A 19,098-nucleotide genomic window follows, 5' to 3' on the forward strand; every position below is an offset into this window, starting at 1 on the left:
CCTTGGCCGACGCTGGCGGCGTGCCATCGTCCGCTCGTCTGTAAGCCGCATGCCAGAGCGGTTTATTCAGGTTGAGTTAAGGCTCGTGATTAAGGTCTGTAGGGGCTTCGACCGCCTAGTTGAAGCGCCATCCGCCAATCCGTGCGGAGCCCACCGGGCATGACGCCCATCCGACCTTCAGGAGGACCCATGAAACAGGACATTCACCGCATTCGACCCGGGCAGTCTGCCGGCCTCGGCGGCCACCCCGCCGAGGCCACCTTCGCCGCGCTGGTGGAGGGCTGCCGGCGCTTCCGCGAGCAGGTATTCCCCGAGCAGCGGGCGCTGTTCCAGCGCCTGGCCCACAGCCAGGCACCGCGCACCCTGTTCATCACCTGCGCCGACTCCCGCGTCGCCCCCGAGCTGATCACCCAGAGCGCCCCCGGCGACCTGTTCGTCACCCGCAACGTCGGCAACCTGGTGCCGGCCTACGGGCAGATGAATGGCGGCGTCTCCACCGCCATCGAATACGCCGTGCTGGCCCTTGGCGTGCAGCACATCATCGTCTGCGGCCATTCGGACTGCGGCGCCATGAAGGCGGTGCTGGCCCCCGAGACCCTCGGCCCCATGCCCACCGTGCGCGCCTGGCTGCGCCATGCCGAGGTGGCCCGCAGCCTGGTGGAGCGCAACTGCACCTGCGCAGCCCACGACACCCTCGGCGTGCTCACCGAGGAGAACGTGGTGGCCCAGCTGGACCACTTGCGCACCCACCCCGCCGTCGCTGCCCGCCTGGCGGCCGGCCAGCTGTTCATCCATGGCTGGGTCTACGACATCGAGACCGCTGCCATCCGCGCCTACGACGCCGAGACGGGCGGCTTCCGCCCGCTGGAGGAGGCCAGCGCGAGCATGGCCACCCCGCGTCCCCGCTACCTGGCGTCCTGACGCCCGCCCCTTGCCACGGCACCCGCTCGGCTGCCGTGCCCCTTGCTGCGCTCAGGAGAATTCGCCATGCGCCTTGCTGAACTCAAGAACACGTTGCCACGGGAGGCGCTCGCCTCGGTGGTGGTCTTCCTCGTCGCCCTGCCGCTGTGCATGGGCATCGCCATCGCCTCCGGCATGCCGCCGGCCAAGGGCCTGGTCACCGGCATCATCGGCGGCCTGGTGGTGGGCTGGCTGGCCGGCTCGCCGCTGCAGGTCAGCGGCCCGGCGGCCGGGCTCGCCGTGCTGGTCTTCGAACTGGTGCGCGAGCACGGTGTGGCCATGCTCGGGCCGATCCTGGTGCTGGCCGGCGCCCTGCAACTGCTGGCCGGCCGTCTGCGCCTGGGCTGCTGGTTCCGCGTCACCGCCCCGGCGGTGGTGCAGGGGATGCTGGCCGGCATCGGCATCCTCATCGTGCTGTCCCAGGTCCACGTGATGTTCGACGCCAGCCCCCAGGCCTCCGGCCTGGACAACCTGCTGGCGTTCCCCGCCACGCTGCTGGAGGCGGCCCGCCAGTTCGGCCCCGGCGGCGACCTCGATGCCGCCCTGCTGGGGCTCGGCACCATCCTGGTGATGCTGGCCTGGGAACGCTGGCGGCCGGGAGCGCTGCGCTTCCTGCCCGGCGCGCTGATCGGCGTCGGGCTGGCCACCCTGGCGGCCAGCGGGTTCGACCTGCAGGTGAACCGCGTGCAGGTGCCGGCCACCCTCGGCGAGGCCATCGACTGGCTGCAGCCGGCGGACCTGCTGCGCCTGGCCGATCCGCAGCTGCTGCTGGCGGCGCTGGTGCTGGCCTTCGTCGCCAGTGCCGAGACGCTGCTCTCCGCCGCTGCCGTGGACCGCATGCACAGCGGCCCGCGCTCCGATCTGGACCGCGAGCTGTCGGCCCAGGGCGTCGGCAACCTGCTGTGCGGGGTGCTCGGCGCGCTGCCGATGACCGGGGTGATCGTGCGCAGCTCGGCCAACGTCCAGGCCGGCGCGCGGACCCGTCTCTCGGCGGTGCTGCACGGCGCCTGGCTGCTGGCCCTGGTGGCGCTGCTGCCGGGCCTGCTGCAGCAGATCCCCATCGCCAGCCTGGCCGGTGTGCTGGTCTACACGGGCATCAAGCTGGTGGACTTCAAGAGCCTGCGCGGCCTCGGCCGCTACGGGCGCGCACCGCTGGCGATCCATGCCGCCACGGCGCTGGGCATCGTCGCCTTCGACCTGCTCACCGGGGTGCTGATCGGGTTCGGTTTGACCCTGGCCAAGCTGGCCTGGAAGGCCTCGCGGCTGAAGATCGTCCTGGCGCCCATCGGCCCGAACGAGGCGGAGCTGCGCCTGGTGGGCGCGGCCACCTTCCTGCGGGTGCCGCAGCTGGCGGCCACCCTGGAGGGCGTGGCACCGAGCCTGCGGCTGCACGTACCGCTGGACCGGCTCAGCTACATCGACCACGCCTGCATGGAGCTGCTGCAGGACTGGGGCCGCAACGCCGAGCGTCAGGGTGGCGAGCTGTGCATCGAGGCGCGCGGGCTCAACCGGCGCCTGGAGGGGCGACGGCTGAGCCTGCGGGGGCGGACGGTCTGATGGTCAGGCGGTGGCGCAGGGCGCCGGGTCCAGCTGCAGTTCGACGCCGAGCTGGCGCGACAGGCAGGGCCAGCGCTTCCACGCCGCCTCCACCTTCGGGTCGTGCAGCCGCGCGCGGTACTGCTGCACCGACTCGCGCTGGAACACGCCCGGGTCCAGCATGCCGTCCACCGCCAGGTGGACGGCCTCGTCCAGCTGGTTGGCGAAGGGCTCGCCGATGAGCTGGTGGGCGATCAGGTTGGCCACCGTGGTGTCCAGCGGGATCAGTGGCTCGCCCAGGTGGGCGATGTAGCGGTCGTTCACCTCCTCCACCAGGCGATGGGCCAGGTAGGCCTCGTCCAGCAGGCCGTCCAGCCCCTCGTGCCCGTGCACCACGCTGGGCGGCTGCAGGAAGAAGTGCTCGGCCACCTTCAGCACCGGCTTCACCTCCGCCTCGATACCGGCTTCGGCCGCGACGCTGGCGGCGGCGTCGAGCACGTCCGGCACCTGGTCGATGTAGGCCGCGACGAAGCGCGAGAGCACCCCGTGGGCATCATCGCCGGGCAGGCGGATGGCCGGGTGCAGGCGGGACAACTGGGCATCGAGCAGGCGTGCCAGGTGGCCGTGGACGGCTTCCTGGGCGTGGGCCTGGCGGATCAGTTCGCGCAGGGCGAGGGTGTTCATGACTGCTCCTGATTCAGGACATGGGAAAGAGACGAACAGACCTTAGCCTGCCGTGGCCGGCGGCTAAGACCGGATTGTCATAATCGCGTAACGCTTATGCATCCAAGCGATAACGGCTCCCATTTACTTTACCAGCCAAGCCACGCCCGGCGCGGTCTGCAGCGTTGGGAACGTTCCGCGCAGGATAAATTTCCCCGCGAATTGCCAGGTCGGACCCCCTGTCTATACTCCGACCCGAAGGCGTTACCTGATGACACCCGACTGTGCACCACGTGCTAGAGGTCGGCCGTTAAAGTCAGCCGTATTGACGACCGTCCCCCAGCCGCTGGCCCAGCCGGCGGGAAGAACAAGAACGATAAGGGGAACCCGCAATGATGCGACATCCGCGTGCCTGGATGGGATTCCTGCTGTGGTTGACGTTGACTCCGGTCCAGGCGGCCTGGACGGTCAACATGTCGCCCGGCGCCACAGAAGTCAGCCAGACCGTATTCGACCTGCACATGACGATCTTCTGGATCTGCGTCGTGATCGGCGTGGTCGTCTTCGGCGTGATGTTCTGGTCGATGCTCGTCCACCGGCGCTCCACCGGCCAGGAGCCGTCCCACTTCCACGAAAGCACCACGGTGGAGATCCTCTGGACCGTCGTGCCCTTCGTGATCCTGGTGGCGATGGCGGTGCCGGCCACCCGCACCCTGATCAACATCTACGACACCTCCGAGTCGGAGCTGGACATCCAGATCACCGGCTACCAGTGGAAGTGGAACTACAAGTACCTGGGCCAGGACGTGGAGTTCTTCAGCAACCTGGCCACGCCCGCCGACCAGATCCACAACAAGGCCGAGAAGGGTGAGCACTACCTCTTGGAGGTGGACGAGCCGCTGGTGATCCCGGTGGGCACCAAGGTGCGCTTCCTGATCACCGCCGCCGACGTGATCCACTCCTGGTGGGTGCCGGCGCTGGCGGTCAAGCGCGACGCCATCCCCGGCTTCGTCAACGAGGCCTGGACCCGCATCGAGAAGCCGGGCATCTACCGCGGCCAGTGCGCCGAGCTGTGCGGCAAGGACCACGGCTTCATGCCCATCGTGGTCGAGGCCAAGTCCCGCGAGGACTTCGCCAAGTGGCTCGACGAGCGCAAGGCCGAGGTGGCCAAGGTCAAGGAACTGACCGAGAAGGACTGGACCCTCGACGAGCTGGTGGCCCGTGGCGACAAGGTCTACCACACCACCTGCGCCGCCTGTCACCAGCCCGAAGGGCAAGGCATGCCGCCCATGTTCCCGGCGCTGAAGGGCTCGAAGATCGCCACCGGGCCGAAGGAAGGCCACCTCAACATCGTCTTCCACGGCAAGCCCGGCACCGCCATGGCCGCCTTCGGCAAGCAGCTGTCGGAAGTCGACATCGCCGCCGTGATCACCTACGAGCGCAATGCCTGGGGCAACGCCAAGGGCGACATGGTCACGCCCAAGGAAGTCCTGGCCCTCAAACAAGCCGAGGAGAAATGACATGAGTGCAGTGATCGATCCGGACCACACTGGTCACGATCATGCCGGGCATGATCACCACCACGGCCCGGCCAAGGGCCTGATGCGCTGGGTGCTCACCACCAACCACAAGGACATCGGCACCATGTACCTGTGGTTCGCCTTCACCATGTTCCTGGTGGGTGGCTCCATGGCCATGGTGATCCGCGCCGAGCTGTTCCAGCCCGGCCTGCAGATCGTCGAGCCGGCCTTCTTCAACCAGATGACCACCATGCACGGCCTGATCATGGTCTTCGGCGCGGTGATGCCGGCCTTCGTCGGCCTGGCCAACTGGATGATCCCGCTGATGATCGGCGCGCCGGACATGGCCCTGCCGCGCATGAACAACTTCAGCTTCTGGCTGCTGCCGGCGGCCTTCGGCCTGCTCATCAGCACCCTGTTCAGCGCCGGCGGCGGGCCCAACTTCGGCTGGACCTTCTACGCCCCGCTGTCCACCACCTACGCGCCGGAGAGCGTCACCTTCTTCATCTTCGCCATCCACCTGATGGGCATCAGCTCGATCATGGGTGCGATCAACGTGATCGCCACCATCCTCAACCTGCGTGCCCCGGGCATGACCCTGATGAAGATGCCGCTGTTCGTCTGGACCTGGCTGATCACCGCCTTCCTGCTGATCGCGGTGATGCCGGTGCTGGCGGGCTGCGTGACCATGATGCTGATGGACATCCACTTCGGCACCAGCTTCTTCAGCGCCGCCGGCGGCGGCGACCCGGTGCTGTTCCAGCACGTGTTCTGGTTCTTCGGCCACCCCGAGGTGTACATCATGATCCTGCCCGCCTTCGGCGCGGTCAGCTCGATCATCCCGGCCTTCGCCCGCAAGCCGCTGTTCGGCTACACCTCGATGGTCTACGCCACCGCCTCCATCGCCTTCCTCTCCTTCATCGTCTGGGCGCACCACATGTTCGTGGTGGGCATCCCGCTCACCGGCGAGCTGTTCTTCATGTACGCCACCATGCTGATCGCCGTGCCCACCGGGGTGAAGGTGTTCAACTGGGCCACCACCATGTGGCAGGGCTCGCTGACCTTCGAGACACCCATGCTGTTCGCCGTGGCCTTCGTCATCCTCTTCACCATCGGCGGGTTCTCCGGGCTGATGCTGGCCATCGCCCCGGCGGACTTCCAGTACCACGACACCTACTTCGTGGTGGCGCACTTCCACTACGTGCTGGTGCCCGGCGCCATCTTCGGCATCTTCGCCTCGGCCTACTACTGGCTGCCCAAGTGGACCGGCCACATGTACGACGAGACCCTCGGCAAGCTGCATTTCTGGATGAGCTTCATCGGCATGAACATGGCCTTCTTCCCCATGCACTTCGTGGGGCTGGCCGGCATGCCCCGGCGCATCCCGGACTACAACCTGCAGTTCGCCGACTTCAATATGGTGTCCTCCATCGGTGCCTTCACCTTCGGCGCCACCCAGCTGCTGTTCCTGTTCATCGTCATCAAGTGCATCCGTGGCGGCAAACCCGCCCCGGCCAAGCCCTGGGACGGGGCCGAGGGCCTGGAATGGAGCGTGCCCTCGCCGGCGCCGTACCACACCTTCAGCACCCCGCCCGAGGTGAAGTGACATGGACGGCGAGCTGGGAACCCGCCGCCTGATCCTGCGCCTGCTGGTGCTGGTGGTGGCGATGTTCGGCTTCGGTTTCGCCCTGGTGCCGATCTACGACGTCATGTGCGTCGCCTTCGGCATCAACGGCAAGACCAACGCCAGCGCCTACGAAGGCAGCCAGGTGCAGGACGCCCAGCGCCAGGTGCGGGTGCAGTTCCTCGCCACCAACGCGGCGGACATGACCTGGGAGTTCCGCTCCAAGGCGGACGACCTGGTGGTGCACCCGGGGGCCAGCAACGAAATGCTGTTCATCGCCCACAACACCACCGACAAGCCCATGACCGCCCAGGCGATCCCCAGCATCTCGCCGTCCAAGGCCGCCGCCTATTTCCACAAGACCGAGTGCTTCTGCTTCACCCAGCAGGTGCTGCAGCCGGGCGAACGCATCGAGATGCCGGTGCGCTTCATCGTCGACCGCGACCTGCCGGCGGACGTGCACCACCTGACCCTCGCCTACACGCTGTTCGACATCACCGCCCGCAAGCCGCCAGTCGCCAAGAACTGAGGCGCGCAAGGAGAACGACACGATGGCTAGCCACGAGCAGTACTACGTCCCCGCCCAGAGCAAGTGGCCGATCATCGCCACCCTGGGCATGCTCATCACCGTCTACGGACTGGGCACCTGGTTCAACGACCTCAAGGCCGCGCGGCCCGAGTCCAACGGCCCGCTGATCTTCTTCATCGGCGCCCTGTGCCTGGCCTACATGCTGTTCGGCTGGTTTGGCGCGGTGATCAAGGAAAGCCGCGGCGGGCTCTACAGCCCGCAGATGGACCGCTCGTTCCGCTGGGGCATGAGCTGGTTCATCTTCTCCGAGGTGATGTTCTTCGCCGCCTTCTTCGGCGCCCTGTTCTACATCCGCATGTGGTCCGGCCCCTGGCTCGGCGGCGAGGGCGCCAAGGGCGTGGCCAACATGCTCTGGCCGAACTTCCAGTACACCTGGCCGCTGCTGAACACCCCCGATCCCAAGCTGTTCCCCGGGCCCAAGGCGGTGATCGACCCGTGGCACCTGCCGCTGATCAACACCATCCTGCTGGTGTCCTCCAGCTTCACCGTCACCTTCGCCCACCACGCGCTGAAGAAGAACAACCGCAAGCTGCTGAAGATCTGGCTGGCCCTGACCATCCTGCTCGGCGCCAGCTTCCTCGCCCTGCAGGCCGAGGAATACGTGCACGCCTACCACGAGCTGGGCCTGACCCTCGGCTCCGGCATCTACGGTGCCACCTTCTTCATGCTCACCGGCTTCCACGGCGCCCACGTGACCATGGGCACCCTGATTCTCACCGTGATGCTGGTGCGCATCCTGCGCGGCCACTTCGACGCCGAGCACCACTTCGGCTTCGAAGCCGCCAGCTGGTACTGGCACTTCGTGGATGTGGTCTGGGTGGGGCTGTTCATCTTCGTCTACGTGCTCTGAACCGCCCGCAGGCCTTACCAGGTGGCGTGGGACACCAGCTGGCCGCTGTAGAAGCCCCAGGCCACCAGCGCCAGGATCGACGCGGCCAGCACCACACGGAGGGTCAGGGCGTTCACCAGGCGGGGGCCCTTGCCGGCGTCCTTGACCAGGAAGAACAGCCCGCTGAACAGGCTGGCCACCATGGCCAGCAGCAACACCAGGATGAGCGCCTTGAGCATGGGGCGACTCCGTCGACAGAAGGGGGACGTCGTGCAGTATAGCCAGCCCTACCCGGGCACCCGGCGACCCCGGGCCCGGCGCTTCCGACCCGGCTGGGGCCCCACCCTGGCGGTGCTCCTGCTGCTGCCTTTGCTGGTCGGCCTGGGCCTCTGGCAGCTCGGCCGCGCCGAGGAGAAGCGCCAGCTGCTGGCCGGCTACGAAGCCCGCCGGCAGGCCAACCCGGTGAGCGTGCTGGACCTGGAGCGCCAGCCCGACCCCGCCTTCATGCGGGTGCGCCTGCAGGGCCGCTTCGACGCCCAGCACAGCCTCCTGCTGGATAACCGCATCCGCAACGGCCGCCCCGGCGTCGAACTGCTGCAACCCTTCTACGACCCCGCCAGCGGTCTCTGGGTGCTGGTCAACCGGGGCTGGCTGCCCTGGCCCGACCGCCGCACCCCGCCGACCTTCGACACCCCCGCCGCCGCCCAGGTGCTCGATGCCTGGGTCTACGTCCCGCCCGGTGCCAGCCTCGAACTGCGCCACGTGGAGAGCCGCGACTGGCCGCAACTGATCAACCAGGTGGACGCCGCCGCGCTCTGGCAGCGCCTCGGCCGTGGTGGCCTGCCCCTGGAACTGCGCCTGGAGCCCGGCAGCGCCGCCTACGACACCGACTGGCCGGTGGTGGCCATGGGCCCCGAACGCCACCTGGGCTACGCCGTGCAATGGTTCGCCATGGCCGTCGCCCTCTGTGCCTTGTACCTCTACCTCGGCATCCGCCAAGCACGGGAGCTTCCTGATGACGCCAGCCCTCGCTCTGCCTGAACGCCCGCGCCGCGCCCGTGGGCGCCTGCAACTGCTGCTGATCCTCGCCGTGGTGATCGGCCCCATGGTGCTGGCCTCGGCCATGTACCACCTGCGCTTCTGGGTGCCTGACGGGCGCAGCTACCACGGCACGCTGATCGGCAACGGCCAGCAGCGCGAAGACCTCGGCGTGCAGGGCGCCGCCGCCCCCGAGCGCTGGCAGTTGCTGGTGACCGCACCGGCCGGCTGCGCCGCCGACTGCCAGCAGCTGGTCTACCTCGCCCGGCAGATCAACATCGGCCTGGGCCGTGAAGCCAACCGCGCCGACCACGCCCTGGCCCTGGGCGGCAGCCTCGACGAAGCCTTCCGCCAGACCCTGGAGCGCGACTACCCGCGCCTGGCCCGCTACGGCCTCGACCCGGCCACCTACAGCAAGGCCAGCGGCGGCAGCGTCCCGCAGCTGTGGATCGTCGACCCCCACGGCAACCTGGTGCTGCGCTACGACGGCCAGGTACCCGGCAAGCGCGTGCTCGACGACCTGCGCCACCTGCTGAAGCTGTCCAACATCGGCTGATCCGGCCCGCAGGAGACTGCCATGCCCCGCACCTCCCGACCCGGTTTCCCCCTCGCCGCCGTCGCCACGGTACTGGCCCTGGTGGTGGTGCTGCTCGGCGCCTACACCCGGCTCACCCACGCCGGCCTCGGCTGTCCCGACTGGCCGGGCTGCTACGGCTTCATCGGCGTACCGCAGACCGACGCCCAGCTGGCCCACGCCGAGCGCCACTTCCCCGAAGCCCCGGTGGAAGCGCAGAAGGGCTGGAACGAAATGGTCCACCGCTACTTCGCCGGCACCCTCGGCCTGGCCATCCTCGGCCTTGCGGTGCACGCCCTGGTGCGGCGCGGGCGTGACGGCCAGCCCCTGCGCCTGCCGCTGGTGCTGCTCGGCGTGGTCATCACCCAGGCCGCCTTCGGCATGTGGACGGTCACCCTCAAGCTCTGGCCCCAGGTCGTCACCGCCCACCTGCTCGGCGGCTTCACCACCCTGGCCCTGCTGTTCCTGCTCAGCCTGCGCCTCTCCGGTGCGCTGCCGGCGCTCGGCCTGCCGGCGGGCCTGCGGCGGCTGGCGGCAGCGGCCCTGGCCCTGGTGATCGGGCAGATCGCCCTGGGCGGCTGGGTCAGCTCCAACTACGCGGCGGTGGCCTGCGTCGACCTGCCCACCTGCCACGGCCAGTGGTGGCCGGCGATGGACTTCGCCAACGGCTTCCACCTCACCCAGCACATCGGCCCCAACTACCTCGGCGGCCAGCTGGACAGCGACGCCCGCACCGCCATCCACATGACCCACCGCCTCGGCGCTCTGGTGGTGACCCTGACCCTGCTGGTGCTGGCCTGGCGCCTGCGCGGCGAAGGCCTCGGCCGCCTCGCCGGGCTGCTCCTGGCGGTGCTGGCGCTGCAGGTGGGGCTGGGCATCAGCAACGTGCTCTTCCACCTGCCGCTGCCGGTGGCCGTGGCCCACAACGGCGGCGGCGCCCTGCTGCTGCTGACCCTGGTGCTGGTGAACTACCGCGTGCGCGCCCCAGCCCTGGCAACCGAACCGGGCGACCCCGCCCTGCGCCTGCCTGCCGGCAAGCCCGCCTGACGACAAGAAGAAGGAGAGACGCCATGGCCACGCTGCTCCAGCATGGACACACCCAGGTCCACGCCACCTGGCGGGACTACCTGGAACTGACCAAGCCCAAGGTCGTGCTGCTGATGATCATCACCTCCCTGGTGGGGATGTTCCTCGCCACCCGCGCCGGCGTGGCCTGGGAGGTCCTGGTGTTCGGCAACCTGGGTATCGCCCTCTGCGCCGGTGCCGCGGCGGCGGTGAACCACGTGGTGGACCGGCGCATCGACGCCATCATGGCGCGCACCCTCAAGCGCCCCGTCGTCAGCGGGCGCGTCTCGCCGCTGGCAGCCCTGGCCTTCGCCCTGTTGCTGGCGGTGGCCGGCCTGACCCTGCTGCTGCGCTTCACCAACGAACTGGCGGCCTGGCTCACCCTCGCCTCGCTGCTGGGCTACGCCGTGCTCTACACCGGCTTCCTCAAGCGCGCCACGCCGCAGAACATCGTCATCGGCGGGCTGGCCGGGGCCGCCCCGCCGCTGCTGGGCTGGGTCGCCGTCACCGGCCACGTCTCCGCCGAGCCGCTGCTGCTGGTGCTGATCATCTTCGCCTGGACCCCGCCGCACTTCTGGGCCCTGGCCATCCACCGCAAGGCCGAGTACGCCAAGGCCGACATCCCCATGCTCCCGGTCACCCATGGCGAGCACTACACCAAGGTGCACATCGTCCTCTACACCCTGGTGATGTTCGCCGTCAGCCTGCTGCCCTACGCCATCCACATGAGCGGGCTGCTCTACCTGGCCTGCGCCGTGCTGCTCGGCGGGCGCTTCCTGCAGTGGGCCTGGAGGCTCTACCGCGACAGCCGACCGCACGCCGCCATCGGCACCTTCAAGTACTCTATCGCCTACCTTTTCCTGCTCTTCATCGCCCTGCTGCTGGATCACTACCTGCTGCTGGCGGTCTGAGCCACCGGGCCCTGAGCAGGTCCCGATGCGTCGCCCCTCGCGCCCCGCGCCGCGAGGGGCAGGCCGCATCCCCGCGTTCGGACGAGCCCCGGCCCACCGGGCCTGATAGGCTTGCCGGCACCGCCCATTCCAAGCGAAGAGCAACCATGACCCGCGTGCAGAAAACCGTATTCGTCCTCATCGCCCTGGTGGCCCTGGTCCTGGGCCTGACCGTGAACAAGGTGCTCAACGGCCAGCGCCAGGCCGACCCCACCCGCCTGCTCGACGCCGGCATCGTCCTGCTGCCCCAGCCACGCACCGTGCCGGCCATCAGCCTGACCGACCAGGACGGCAAGCCGATCGCCATGAACGAACTGAAGGACAAATGGAGCCTGCTGTTCTTCGGCTACACCTTCTGCCCCGACATCTGCCCCACCACCCTGGCGCAGATGCGCGAGCTCAAGGGCCTGCTGCCCGAGGCCGCGCGCGACCGCGTGCGCATCGTCATGGTCAGCGTCGACCCCAACCGCGACACCCCGCAGCAGCTCAAGCAGTACCTGGGCTACTTCGACCCGGCCTTCCTCGGCGCCACCGGCGAGCTGGCCAGCATCCAGAAGCTGGCCAATGCCGTCAGCATCCCGTTCATCCCGGCCGACACCAGCAAGGAAAACTACACCGTCGACCACAGCGGCAACCTGGTGGTGATCGGCCCGGACGGCACCCAGCGCGGCTTCATCCGCGCCCCGCTGAACAACCAGAAGCTCAAGGAACAGCTGCCGGTTCTGGTGACCCCGGCCAGCTGATTCCGTATCGATTTCTTATTTGAAATTGATTCTCAATAAAACTAGGATGGCGCTCCCTTCTCCTGTCAAAGCCAGGGAGCGCGCTTGTCGGAGCCCGATCTCAAGAGCCTGTTCATCCAGCACGCCAAGGCCCTTCGCAGCCTGCTGACGCGCAAGGTACGGGACCCGCAACTGGCCGCCGACCTGGTACAGGAAAGCTTCCTGCGCCTGGCCGAGCAGCGCGGCAAGGACGCCATCGACAACGGCCCCGCCTACCTCTACCGCACCGCCCACAACCTGCTGGTGGACCACGTGCGCCAGCAGGCCCGCCGGCGCACCGACCTGGTCCCCCAGGAAGCCCTGCACGAGATCGTCGAAGACGCCCCGCCCCTGGACGAACAGGCCGCCGCCGAGCAGCATCGGCGCCGCCTGCGCGAAGCCCTGGCCGAGCTGCCGCCGCGCACCCGCGAGATCTTCCGCCTCAACCGCCTGCACGGCCTGACCCACGCCGAGGTGGCGCGCCAGCTGGATATCTCCGACAGCTCGGTGCAGAAGCACCTGGCCAAGGCCCTCGCCCATGTCATGCAGCGCCTGCAGGACGGCCCGCGGAGCGACTGACGGATGGTTTACGGTGAATGGCGTCCCCGAACGTCAGCCTTCCTATAACGAGAAACGAGAGACCGACGTGATCAGCCAGCACCTGCGGGAGCAGCAAATACGCGAGGAAGCCGCCGACTGGGCGGTGCGCCTCAGCCAGGGCGACCCGGACCCGGCGACGGCCGAGGCCCTGGCGCGCTGGTGCCGGGCCGACCCGCGCCACCCCGAGGCGCTGGCCTTCGCCCAGGCCACCTGGGACGCCCTCGGCCAACTGGCCGACGAGCCGGCTGCCGGTGAACCGCCGCGCCGCCGCGCACCCAGGGACGCCGCGCGCCCGGCCACCCGCACGCGCCGTCGCTGGCGCTGGGCCAGCGGGGTCGCCGCGCTGCTGCTGGTGGCGGTGCTCGGCGTGGACGCGGGCCGCCCGCTGCTGATGCCCCTGCTGGCCGACTACGCCTCCGGCACCGGCGAAGTGCGCCGGGTCACCCTGCCCGACGGCAGCGAGGTGGAGCTGGACTCCCGCAGCGCCATCGACGTCCTCTACAGCGACGGCGAGCGGCGCGTCCGCCTGCTGGCCGGGGAAGCCTGCTTCAGCGTCGCGCCCATGGGTGGCGATGAACGCCGGCCCTTCGTGGTGGAAAGTGCCGGTGGCACCACCCGCGCCCTCGGCACCCGCTTCCTGGTGGGGGAGCGCGGCCAAGGGGCCTGGGTCGGCGTGCTCGAACACAGCGTCGCGGTGAACCTCGAAGGCGTTCCCGGTGAACGGGTACTGAGCGAGGGCCAGAGCGCCCGCTACGACCGCGTCCAGGGCATCCAGCCCCTGCTCGGGCTTGATCTGCAGCGGGCCAGCAGCTGGCGGCGTGGGGTGCTGGTGTTCGACCGGGTGCCCCTGGCCGAGGTGGCCGAACAGCTCAACCGCTACCGCACCCGCCGCCTGGTGGTCACCGACGCCCGCCTGGCGCGCCGGGAGGTCAGCGGCGTGTTCCGCCTCGACATCCTCGACGAGGCCCTCGACACCCTCACCCACGAACTGCACGCCCAGCGGCTGGACGTGCCCGGCGCCACCTTCCTCTACTGACCCTCCCGGGCCCGTATCGACGGGCCTGCGGCCTGCCCTCCCACACGCGCGGAAATTTCTTTTACTGACTTTGCGTGAGTGGCGCGTCTTGCTGTTGAGAGTGATTTGCATTCACCGAACAACACCAAGCAGCCACAGGAACACACGATGAACGCACGCAAAGGGATGGGCTGGCGATTCCGCCGTTCGCTGCTCGTCTTGGGGGGACACTGGGCCCTGATCGGCGCGGGGGCCCTGCCCCTGGTCGCGGTGGAACAGGTCCACGCCGAAGCCGTCCAGGTCGCCTTCGACATCCCGGCCCAGGCCCTCGACCAGGCGGTGCTCACCTTCGCCGAACAGTCCGGCGTGCAGGTGATCTTCGACGCCTCGCGCTTCGCCGACCTCCAGGGCGCCCCGGTGCAGGGCCGCTACGCCGCCGACGAGGCCCTGCGCCGCCTGCTGCGGGGCACCCCGGTGAGCTTCCGCTTCACCTCCCCGCGTGAAGTCAGCCTGGTGCGCGAAGCCAGCGGCGACGCCCTGGAGCTGGGCGCCACCCAGGTGCAGGGCCAGGCCAACGCCCACGACTGGGTCTACGAGTCCCCCCGCTCGGTGGCGGTGATCGACCGCGAGCAACTGGACCGCAACCCACCGCGCCACGCCGCCGACATGCTCGAACAGAGCGCCGGCGTCTACACCGCCGTCAGCCAGCAGGACCCGGGCCTCTCGGTGAACATCCGCGGCCTGCAGGACTACGGCCGGGTCAACATGAACATCGACGGCATGCGCCAGAACTTCCAGCAGAGCGGCCACCAGCAGCGCAACGGCACGATGTACATCGACCCGGAGCTGCTCTCCGCCGTGACCATCGAGAAGGGCGCCACCTCCGGCATGGGCGGCGCCGGGGTGATCGGCGGGGTGGCCGAGTTCAGCACCCTCAACGCCCGCGACTTCATCCACGAAGGCAAGGAGTTCGGCGGCCGCGTGCGCGCCACCACCGGCCTGGGCGGCTACGCCAACGGCACCGACTTCATCGGCAGCAGTGCCTTTGCCCTGGGCAACGAGGTCGGCGACCTCCTCTTCGCCGCCAGCGAGCGCCACCTGGGCGACTACGACCCCGGCACCCACGGCAGCATCGGCCAGCTGCGCACCGGCTCCAGCTTCAACCCCGGCGTCGAGGAGCGCATCAAGCACTCGCCGGTGGCCTACTCCGGCTCCACCATGCGCTCGCGCCTGGCCAAGCTCGGCCTCAACCTGCCGGCCGACCAGCGCGTGCAGCTCAGCTACCTGCGCACCCAGGTGGCCTACGACGACGCCAACATGATGAACGTGGAGAACGCCGAGCTCTGGGAGAAGCTCGGCAGCAGCAACGTGGTGTCGCAGAACGTCGCGCTGGACTACAGCTACAGCCCCGACGACCTGCTGGTGGACTTCAAGGCCAAGCTCTACCACGTCGACAACCGCAACCGGCAGACCACCCTGGCCCGTGGCAGCAGCGCCGGCTACGCCATCACCTACCAGACCGACACCTACGGCCTGCAGTTGGAGAACACCTCCACCTTCCTGCTCGGCGAACTCACCACCCTGAAGGCCAATTACGGCCTGGAGTACTTCCAGGACAAGGTCCGCCCCGACTCCACCCAGGCCGTGGCCAGCGGCTCCGCCGTGGGCTTCCCGGTGTCCGAAGGCATGACCCCCAAGGGCGACCGCGCCATGGGCAGCCTGTTCGCCAACCTGCAGCTCGACTACGACGACTGGCTGACCCTGGACGCCGGCCTGCGCTACGACCGCTACCACCTGGAGGGCGAGACGGGCTTCAACATCACCCTCTATCGCCTCAACACCCCCGGCAACCCCACCTACAGCGTCCCGCTGCGCTACGAGGTGGACCGCGAGGAAGGCGCGTTCTCGCCCACCTTCGGCATCGCCCTCAAGCCCGGCCCGGACTGGTTGCAGCTCTTCGCCCGCTACGGCGAGGGCTGGCGCCCGCCGGCGGTGACCGAGACGCTGATTTCCGGCCGGCCCCACGGCAGCAGCGCGGAAACCATGTACCCCAACCCCTTCCTCAAGCCGGAAAGCTCCCAGTCCTGGGAAGTGGGGTTCAACATCTTCAAGCAGAACCTCTTCACCGACGGCGATGCCCTGGGCCTGAAGGTGGCCTACTTCGACACCCGCATCGACGACTTCACCTACATGTCGGTCGGGCTGCAGCGCCCGGGGGTGGGGCTGGCCGCCCTGGGGGTGTCGGCCTACGTCAACGACCGCACCAGCACCCGCTTCCGGGGCGTCGAGTACGCCCTCGACTACGACATGGGCGCCTACTACGGCAACCTCGCCTACACCCACATGATCGGCGAGAACGAGTACTGCTCGAACGACGCCTGGCTCGGCGGCGTGGTGTCCCCCGTCTACGGCAGCGGCCGCCGCCCGCCGGTGACCGGCTACGTGCCCAACGCCGCTGCCAACGCCGTGGTGAGCTGCGGCGGCCACATGGGCAGCGCCGAGCACATGCCCATGGACCGCGGCAGCCTGACCCTCGGCACCCGCCTGCTCGACCGCCGCCTCGACCTCGGCGCGCGGGCCCGCTACAGCGAGGGCTACGCCCTGGACGCCGGCGACGCCGCCGCACGCGAGCAGGTCTACCCGGCGGACTGGAAGGCCTACACCGTCTACGACCTGTACGGCAGCTACAAGGCCACCGACAACCTGACCCTGCGCCTGGCCCTGGAGAACGTCACCGACCGCGCCTACCTGGTGCCCCTGGGGGACGTGCTCGCCTTCACCCTCGGCCGGGGCCGCACCCTGCAGGGCACCGTGGAATACACCTTCTGACCCGGATTTGCCCATGACGGGCAAAGCCGTCGCGCAGCGCCGTGCCGCGCGGCGGAAACTTCAACTGGAGACACTGCATGAGCCTTTCGATTTCCTACTCCGCCACCTACGCCAGCTGGACCATCACCGACTACCTGGCCGACTGGGCCGGCTACTTCGGCGATGCCAACCACCGCCCCGGCCAGGTGCAGGACGGCGTCAACACCGGCGGCTTCTACCCCGGCGCCCTCAGCGGCACCGAGTACGCCCTGACCAGCCCCAACAGCGACGCCGGCTTCGTCGCCGAAGGCAACCTCAGCTACTCGCTGTTCTCCAGCCCGGCCCACACCCTGTACGGCAACCTGGACAGCGTGTCCCTGGGCAGCGACCTGACCAAGACCGCCTCGGGCTTCGAGTTCGGCGCGGGCAAGGAAGAGGCCAGCTTCAGCGGCCTGGGGCTGTCGAGCCTGCTCAGCGAAGGCCACGCCGGCGCGGTCCACCAGGTGGTCTACGGCCTGATGGGCGGCAACACCAGCGCCCTGGAAAGCGTGCTGAACGACCTGCTGGACGACTACGGCGTGTCCACCGCCAGCACCTTCGATGCCGTGGCGGCCGCCCTGGCAGCCGGCCCGCTGAGCGTGGCACCGGCCGAAGCGGTGGGCCTGCAGCAGCCGTTGGACGACCTGGCCCTGGCGGCCTGATCGGCGGGAAAAGGAGACGCGAATGGAGGGTGACCCCCATTCGCGTGGAGTGACCCCCGCAGCCCGAGTCTTGGCGGGCGAGGGCTGCGGAGGGTGCGAATTCTGTGAGCCGCCGGGGTGGGCGTCAACCTGCCGCCGGCGCCTCTGGGGCCGTCCATGACCACCCTTCACCCTGATGACCTGCGCCAGGCCCTGGCCGCCAGCCGCCCGGCGCTGCTCAACGTCGGCCTGTTCACCGCCGTGATCAACCTGCTGATGCTGGTGCCGGCGCTGTACATGCTGCAGGTCTACGACCGCGTCCTGGCCTCGGGCAATGCCATGACGCTGCTGATGCTGACCTTCATGGCCCTCGGCCTGTTCGCCTTCATGGGTGCGCTGGAGTGGCTGCGCAGCCTGGTGGTGATCCGCCTCGGCGCACGCCTGGACATGGCCTTCAACGCCCGCATCCACGACGCCGCCTACCGCGCCGCGAGCCGCAGCGGTGCCAGCCCGGACCAGGCCCTGGCCGACCTCAACAGCCTGCGCCAGTTCGCCACCGGGCCGGCGCTGTTCGCCTTCTTCGACGCCCCCTGGTTCCCGGTGTACCTGGTGGTGATCGGCCTGTTCAGCCCCTGGCTCGGCCTCTTCGCCCTGGTCGGCGCCCTGGCGCTGGTGGCCCTGGCCTGGCTCAACGAGCGGGTCAGCCACGGCCTGTTGCAGCAGGCCGGGCAACTGGCGCAACAGGCCAGCCAGCAGGCCACCGGGCACCTGCGCAACGGCGAGGCCATCGACGCCATGGGCATGCTCGGCCGCCTGCGGGCGCGCTGGCTGGCGCAGCACCGTGGCTTCCTCGCCTGCCAGGGGCTGGCCAGCGAACGCATGGCCGCCGTCGGCGCCCTCTCCAAGGGCGTGCGCCTGGGCCTGCAGTCCCTGGTGCTGGGGCTCGGCGCCTGGCTGGCGCTGGAACACCTGATCACCCCGGGGATGATGATCGCCGGCTCGATCCTCATGGCGCGGGTGCTGGCGCCCATCGACCAGCTGATCGCCGTGTGGCGCCAGTGGAGCGGCGCCCGCGACGCCTGGCAGCGCCTGCAGGCCCTGTTGCAGGCCGAGCCGCCACGCCGTGCCGGCATGCCCCTGCCGGCGCCACGGGGCGCGCTGGAGGTGGAGCAGCTGTCCGCCTTCGCCCCCGGCAGCCGGCGGCCCTGCCTGGCCGCCATCGGCTTTGCCCTGGAGGCCGGGCAGTCCCTCGGCATCATCGGCGCCTCCGGTTCCGGCAAGTCCAGCCTGGCGCGCCTGCTGGTGGGTGCCGCCGAGCCGGCCGGCGGCAAGGTCCGCCTGGACGGTGCCGACCTCGCCCAGGCCGACCGCGAGCGCCTGGGCGACCACATCGGCTACCTGCCCCAGGACGTGCAGCTGTTCGCCGGCAGCGTGGCCGAGAACATCGCCCGCTTCGCCGAGCCGGACCCCGAGCAGGTGGTGGCGGCCGCGCGCCTGGCCGGCGTGCACGAACTCATCCTGCGCCTGCCCGAGGGCTACGACACGCGCCTGGGCGAGGGCGGCGCCGGCCTCTCCGGCGGGCAGCGCCAGCGCATCGGCCTGGCCCGCGCGCTCTATCGGCTGCCGGCCCTGGTGGTGCTGGACGAGCCCAACGCCAACCTCGACGAAGACGGCGAACGCGCCCTGCTGGACGCCCTCGCCCGCCTGGGCGAAGCCGGCCGCACCCGCGTGCTGATCACCCACAAGCCCAGCCTGCTGGCCAGCGTCGACCACCTGCTGGTGCTCAAGGGCGGCCAGATGCAGGCCTTCGGCCCCGCCGCGCGGGTGCTCCAGGCCCTGCAGCGCGAGCCCGCCGCTGCACCGCCCGCCGTCGCCCCGGCCCCTGC

The 19,098-nt window shown here is 69.5% G+C and carries 18 protein-coding genes; 16 read left to right on the forward strand and 2 right to left on the reverse strand.

Annotated elements, in window-relative coordinates; genetic code table 11:
• Nucleotides 1-189: 189 nt before the first annotated feature.
• Nucleotides 190-921, forward strand: a complete 732-nt coding sequence (locus SZ55_RS19570) for a carbonic anhydrase (RefSeq protein WP_082078291.1) — start codon at nucleotides 190-192, stop codon at nucleotides 919-921.
• Between the two features lie 66 nt (nucleotides 922-987).
• Nucleotides 988-2,517: a SulP family inorganic anion transporter gene (locus SZ55_RS19575; RefSeq protein ID WP_044410205.1), complete on the forward strand. Its 1,530-nt coding sequence runs from the start codon at nucleotides 988-990 to the stop codon at nucleotides 2,515-2,517.
• A 3-nt stretch (nucleotides 2,518-2,520) separates the two neighbouring features.
• Here the strand turns inward: SZ55_RS19575 and SZ55_RS19580 are convergent, their stop codons facing one another.
• Nucleotides 2,521-3,180, reverse strand: coding sequence for a hypothetical protein (locus SZ55_RS19580; protein ID WP_044410208.1), 660 nt, complete (start codon nucleotides 3,178-3,180; stop codon nucleotides 2,521-2,523).
• Nucleotides 3,181-3,551: 371 nt separating this feature from the next.
• On the opposite strand from SZ55_RS19580, the gene coxB reads away from it, so the two are divergent.
• Genes coxB through SZ55_RS19600 form a run of 4 tightly spaced genes read left to right on the forward strand, consistent with a single transcriptional unit; the run spans nucleotide 3,552 to nucleotide 7,742 of the window.
• On the forward strand, nucleotides 3,552-4,679 hold the full coding sequence (gene coxB / locus SZ55_RS19585; RefSeq protein ID WP_082078292.1) for a cytochrome c oxidase subunit II: 1,128 nt from the start codon (nucleotides 3,552-3,554) through the stop codon (nucleotides 4,677-4,679).
• 1 nt (nucleotide 4,680) lies between these two features.
• Complete coding sequence (ctaD, locus tag SZ55_RS19590; RefSeq protein ID WP_044410211.1) at nucleotides 4,681-6,285, forward strand: cytochrome c oxidase subunit I; 1,605 nt, start codon at nucleotides 4,681-4,683, stop codon at nucleotides 6,283-6,285.
• A 1-nt stretch (nucleotide 6,286) separates the two neighbouring features.
• The gene (locus SZ55_RS19595; protein WP_044410214.1) at nucleotides 6,287-6,832 is read left to right on the forward strand and encodes a cytochrome c oxidase assembly protein; all 546 of its coding nucleotides are present in this window, start codon (nucleotides 6,287-6,289) and stop codon (nucleotides 6,830-6,832) included.
• A gap of 22 nt (nucleotides 6,833-6,854) precedes the next feature.
• Complete coding sequence (locus tag SZ55_RS19600) at nucleotides 6,855-7,742, forward strand: cytochrome c oxidase subunit 3 (RefSeq protein ID WP_044410217.1); 888 nt, start codon at nucleotides 6,855-6,857, stop codon at nucleotides 7,740-7,742.
• Nucleotides 7,743-7,756: 14 nt separating this feature from the next.
• On the opposite strand, the gene SZ55_RS19605 is transcribed toward SZ55_RS19600, so the two are convergent.
• Nucleotides 7,757-7,960 carry a twin transmembrane helix small protein gene (locus SZ55_RS19605; protein ID WP_044410219.1) on the reverse strand — a complete coding sequence of 68 codons (204 nt, stop codon included), beginning with the start codon at nucleotides 7,958-7,960 and terminating at the stop codon, nucleotides 7,757-7,759.
• A 31-nt stretch (nucleotides 7,961-7,991) separates the two neighbouring features.
• Here SZ55_RS19605 and SZ55_RS19610 point away from each other — a divergent pair, with 31 nt between their 5' ends.
• The 10 genes from SZ55_RS19610 to SZ55_RS19655 form a co-directional block, all read left to right on the forward strand.
• The gene (locus SZ55_RS19610) at nucleotides 7,992-8,762 is read left to right on the forward strand and encodes an SURF1 family protein (RefSeq protein ID WP_044410224.1); all 771 of its coding nucleotides are present in this window, start codon (nucleotides 7,992-7,994) and stop codon (nucleotides 8,760-8,762) included.
• A complete protein-coding gene (locus SZ55_RS19615) occupies nucleotides 8,737-9,315 on the forward strand; it encodes a hypothetical protein (RefSeq protein WP_044410227.1) in 579 nt (192 codons plus the stop codon). The genes SZ55_RS19610 and SZ55_RS19615 overlap by 26 nt, the downstream gene beginning before the upstream one ends.
• A gap of 21 nt (nucleotides 9,316-9,336) precedes the next feature.
• Nucleotides 9,337-10,380, forward strand: coding sequence for a COX15/CtaA family protein (locus SZ55_RS19620; protein ID WP_044410230.1), 1,044 nt, complete (start codon nucleotides 9,337-9,339; stop codon nucleotides 10,378-10,380).
• Between the two features lie 23 nt (nucleotides 10,381-10,403).
• Nucleotides 10,404-11,309 carry a heme o synthase gene (gene cyoE, locus SZ55_RS19625; RefSeq protein WP_044410233.1) on the forward strand — a complete coding sequence of 302 codons (906 nt, stop codon included), beginning with the start codon at nucleotides 10,404-10,406 and terminating at the stop codon, nucleotides 11,307-11,309.
• Between the two features lie 146 nt (nucleotides 11,310-11,455).
• Nucleotides 11,456-12,091 carry an SCO family protein gene (locus SZ55_RS19630; protein ID WP_044410236.1) on the forward strand — a complete coding sequence of 212 codons (636 nt, stop codon included), beginning with the start codon at nucleotides 11,456-11,458 and terminating at the stop codon, nucleotides 12,089-12,091.
• Between the two features lie 84 nt (nucleotides 12,092-12,175).
• A complete protein-coding gene (locus SZ55_RS19635) occupies nucleotides 12,176-12,688 on the forward strand; it encodes an RNA polymerase sigma factor (RefSeq protein ID WP_044410239.1) in 513 nt (170 codons plus the stop codon).
• Between the two features lie 67 nt (nucleotides 12,689-12,755).
• On the forward strand, nucleotides 12,756-13,745 hold the full coding sequence (locus SZ55_RS19640; RefSeq protein ID WP_044410242.1) for a FecR family protein: 990 nt from the start codon (nucleotides 12,756-12,758) through the stop codon (nucleotides 13,743-13,745).
• 147 nt (nucleotides 13,746-13,892) lie between these two features.
• Nucleotides 13,893-16,553, forward strand: coding sequence for a TonB-dependent receptor (locus SZ55_RS19645; protein ID WP_044410245.1), 2,661 nt, complete (start codon nucleotides 13,893-13,895; stop codon nucleotides 16,551-16,553).
• 77 nt (nucleotides 16,554-16,630) lie between these two features.
• Entirely contained in the window at nucleotides 16,631-17,233 is a 603-nt protein-coding gene (locus tag SZ55_RS19650; protein WP_044410248.1) for a heme acquisition protein HasA, read from the forward strand.
• 156 nt (nucleotides 17,234-17,389) lie between these two features.
• Nucleotides 17,390-19,098 (forward strand): type I secretion system permease/ATPase (locus SZ55_RS19655; protein WP_044410251.1); only part of this gene is annotated, 1,709 nt, incomplete at its 3' end.

The organism is Pseudomonas sp. FeS53a, from assembly GCF_000931385.1.
Lineage (GTDB): Bacteria > Pseudomonadota > Gammaproteobacteria > Pseudomonadales > Pseudomonadaceae > Metapseudomonas > Metapseudomonas otitidis.

Coding starts and splice junctions, on each gene's coding strand:
- SZ55_RS19570 (WP_082078291.1), top strand. CDS start 190: ATGAAACAGGACATTCACCGCATTCGACCCGGGCAGTCTGCCGGCCTC.
- SZ55_RS19575 (WP_044410205.1), top strand. CDS start 988: ATGCGCCTTGCTGAACTCAAGAACACGTTGCCACGGGAGGCGCTCGCC.
- SZ55_RS19580 (WP_044410208.1), bottom strand. CDS start 3,180: ATGAACACCCTCGCCCTGCGCGAACTGATCCGCCAGGCCCACGCCCAG.
- coxB (WP_082078292.1), top strand. CDS start 3,552: ATGATGCGACATCCGCGTGCCTGGATGGGATTCCTGCTGTGGTTGACG.
- ctaD (WP_044410211.1), top strand. CDS start 4,681: ATGAGTGCAGTGATCGATCCGGACCACACTGGTCACGATCATGCCGGG.
- SZ55_RS19595 (WP_044410214.1), top strand. CDS start 6,287: ATGGACGGCGAGCTGGGAACCCGCCGCCTGATCCTGCGCCTGCTGGTG.
- SZ55_RS19600 (WP_044410217.1), top strand. CDS start 6,855: ATGGCTAGCCACGAGCAGTACTACGTCCCCGCCCAGAGCAAGTGGCCG.
- SZ55_RS19605 (WP_044410219.1), bottom strand. CDS start 7,960: ATGCTCAAGGCGCTCATCCTGGTGTTGCTGCTGGCCATGGTGGCCAGC.
- SZ55_RS19615 (WP_044410227.1), top strand. CDS start 8,737: ATGACGCCAGCCCTCGCTCTGCCTGAACGCCCGCGCCGCGCCCGTGGG.
- SZ55_RS19620 (WP_044410230.1), top strand. CDS start 9,337: ATGCCCCGCACCTCCCGACCCGGTTTCCCCCTCGCCGCCGTCGCCACG.
- cyoE (WP_044410233.1), top strand. CDS start 10,404: ATGGCCACGCTGCTCCAGCATGGACACACCCAGGTCCACGCCACCTGG.
- SZ55_RS19630 (WP_044410236.1), top strand. CDS start 11,456: ATGACCCGCGTGCAGAAAACCGTATTCGTCCTCATCGCCCTGGTGGCC.
- SZ55_RS19645 (WP_044410245.1), top strand. CDS start 13,893: ATGAACGCACGCAAAGGGATGGGCTGGCGATTCCGCCGTTCGCTGCTC.
- SZ55_RS19650 (WP_044410248.1), top strand. CDS start 16,631: ATGAGCCTTTCGATTTCCTACTCCGCCACCTACGCCAGCTGGACCATC.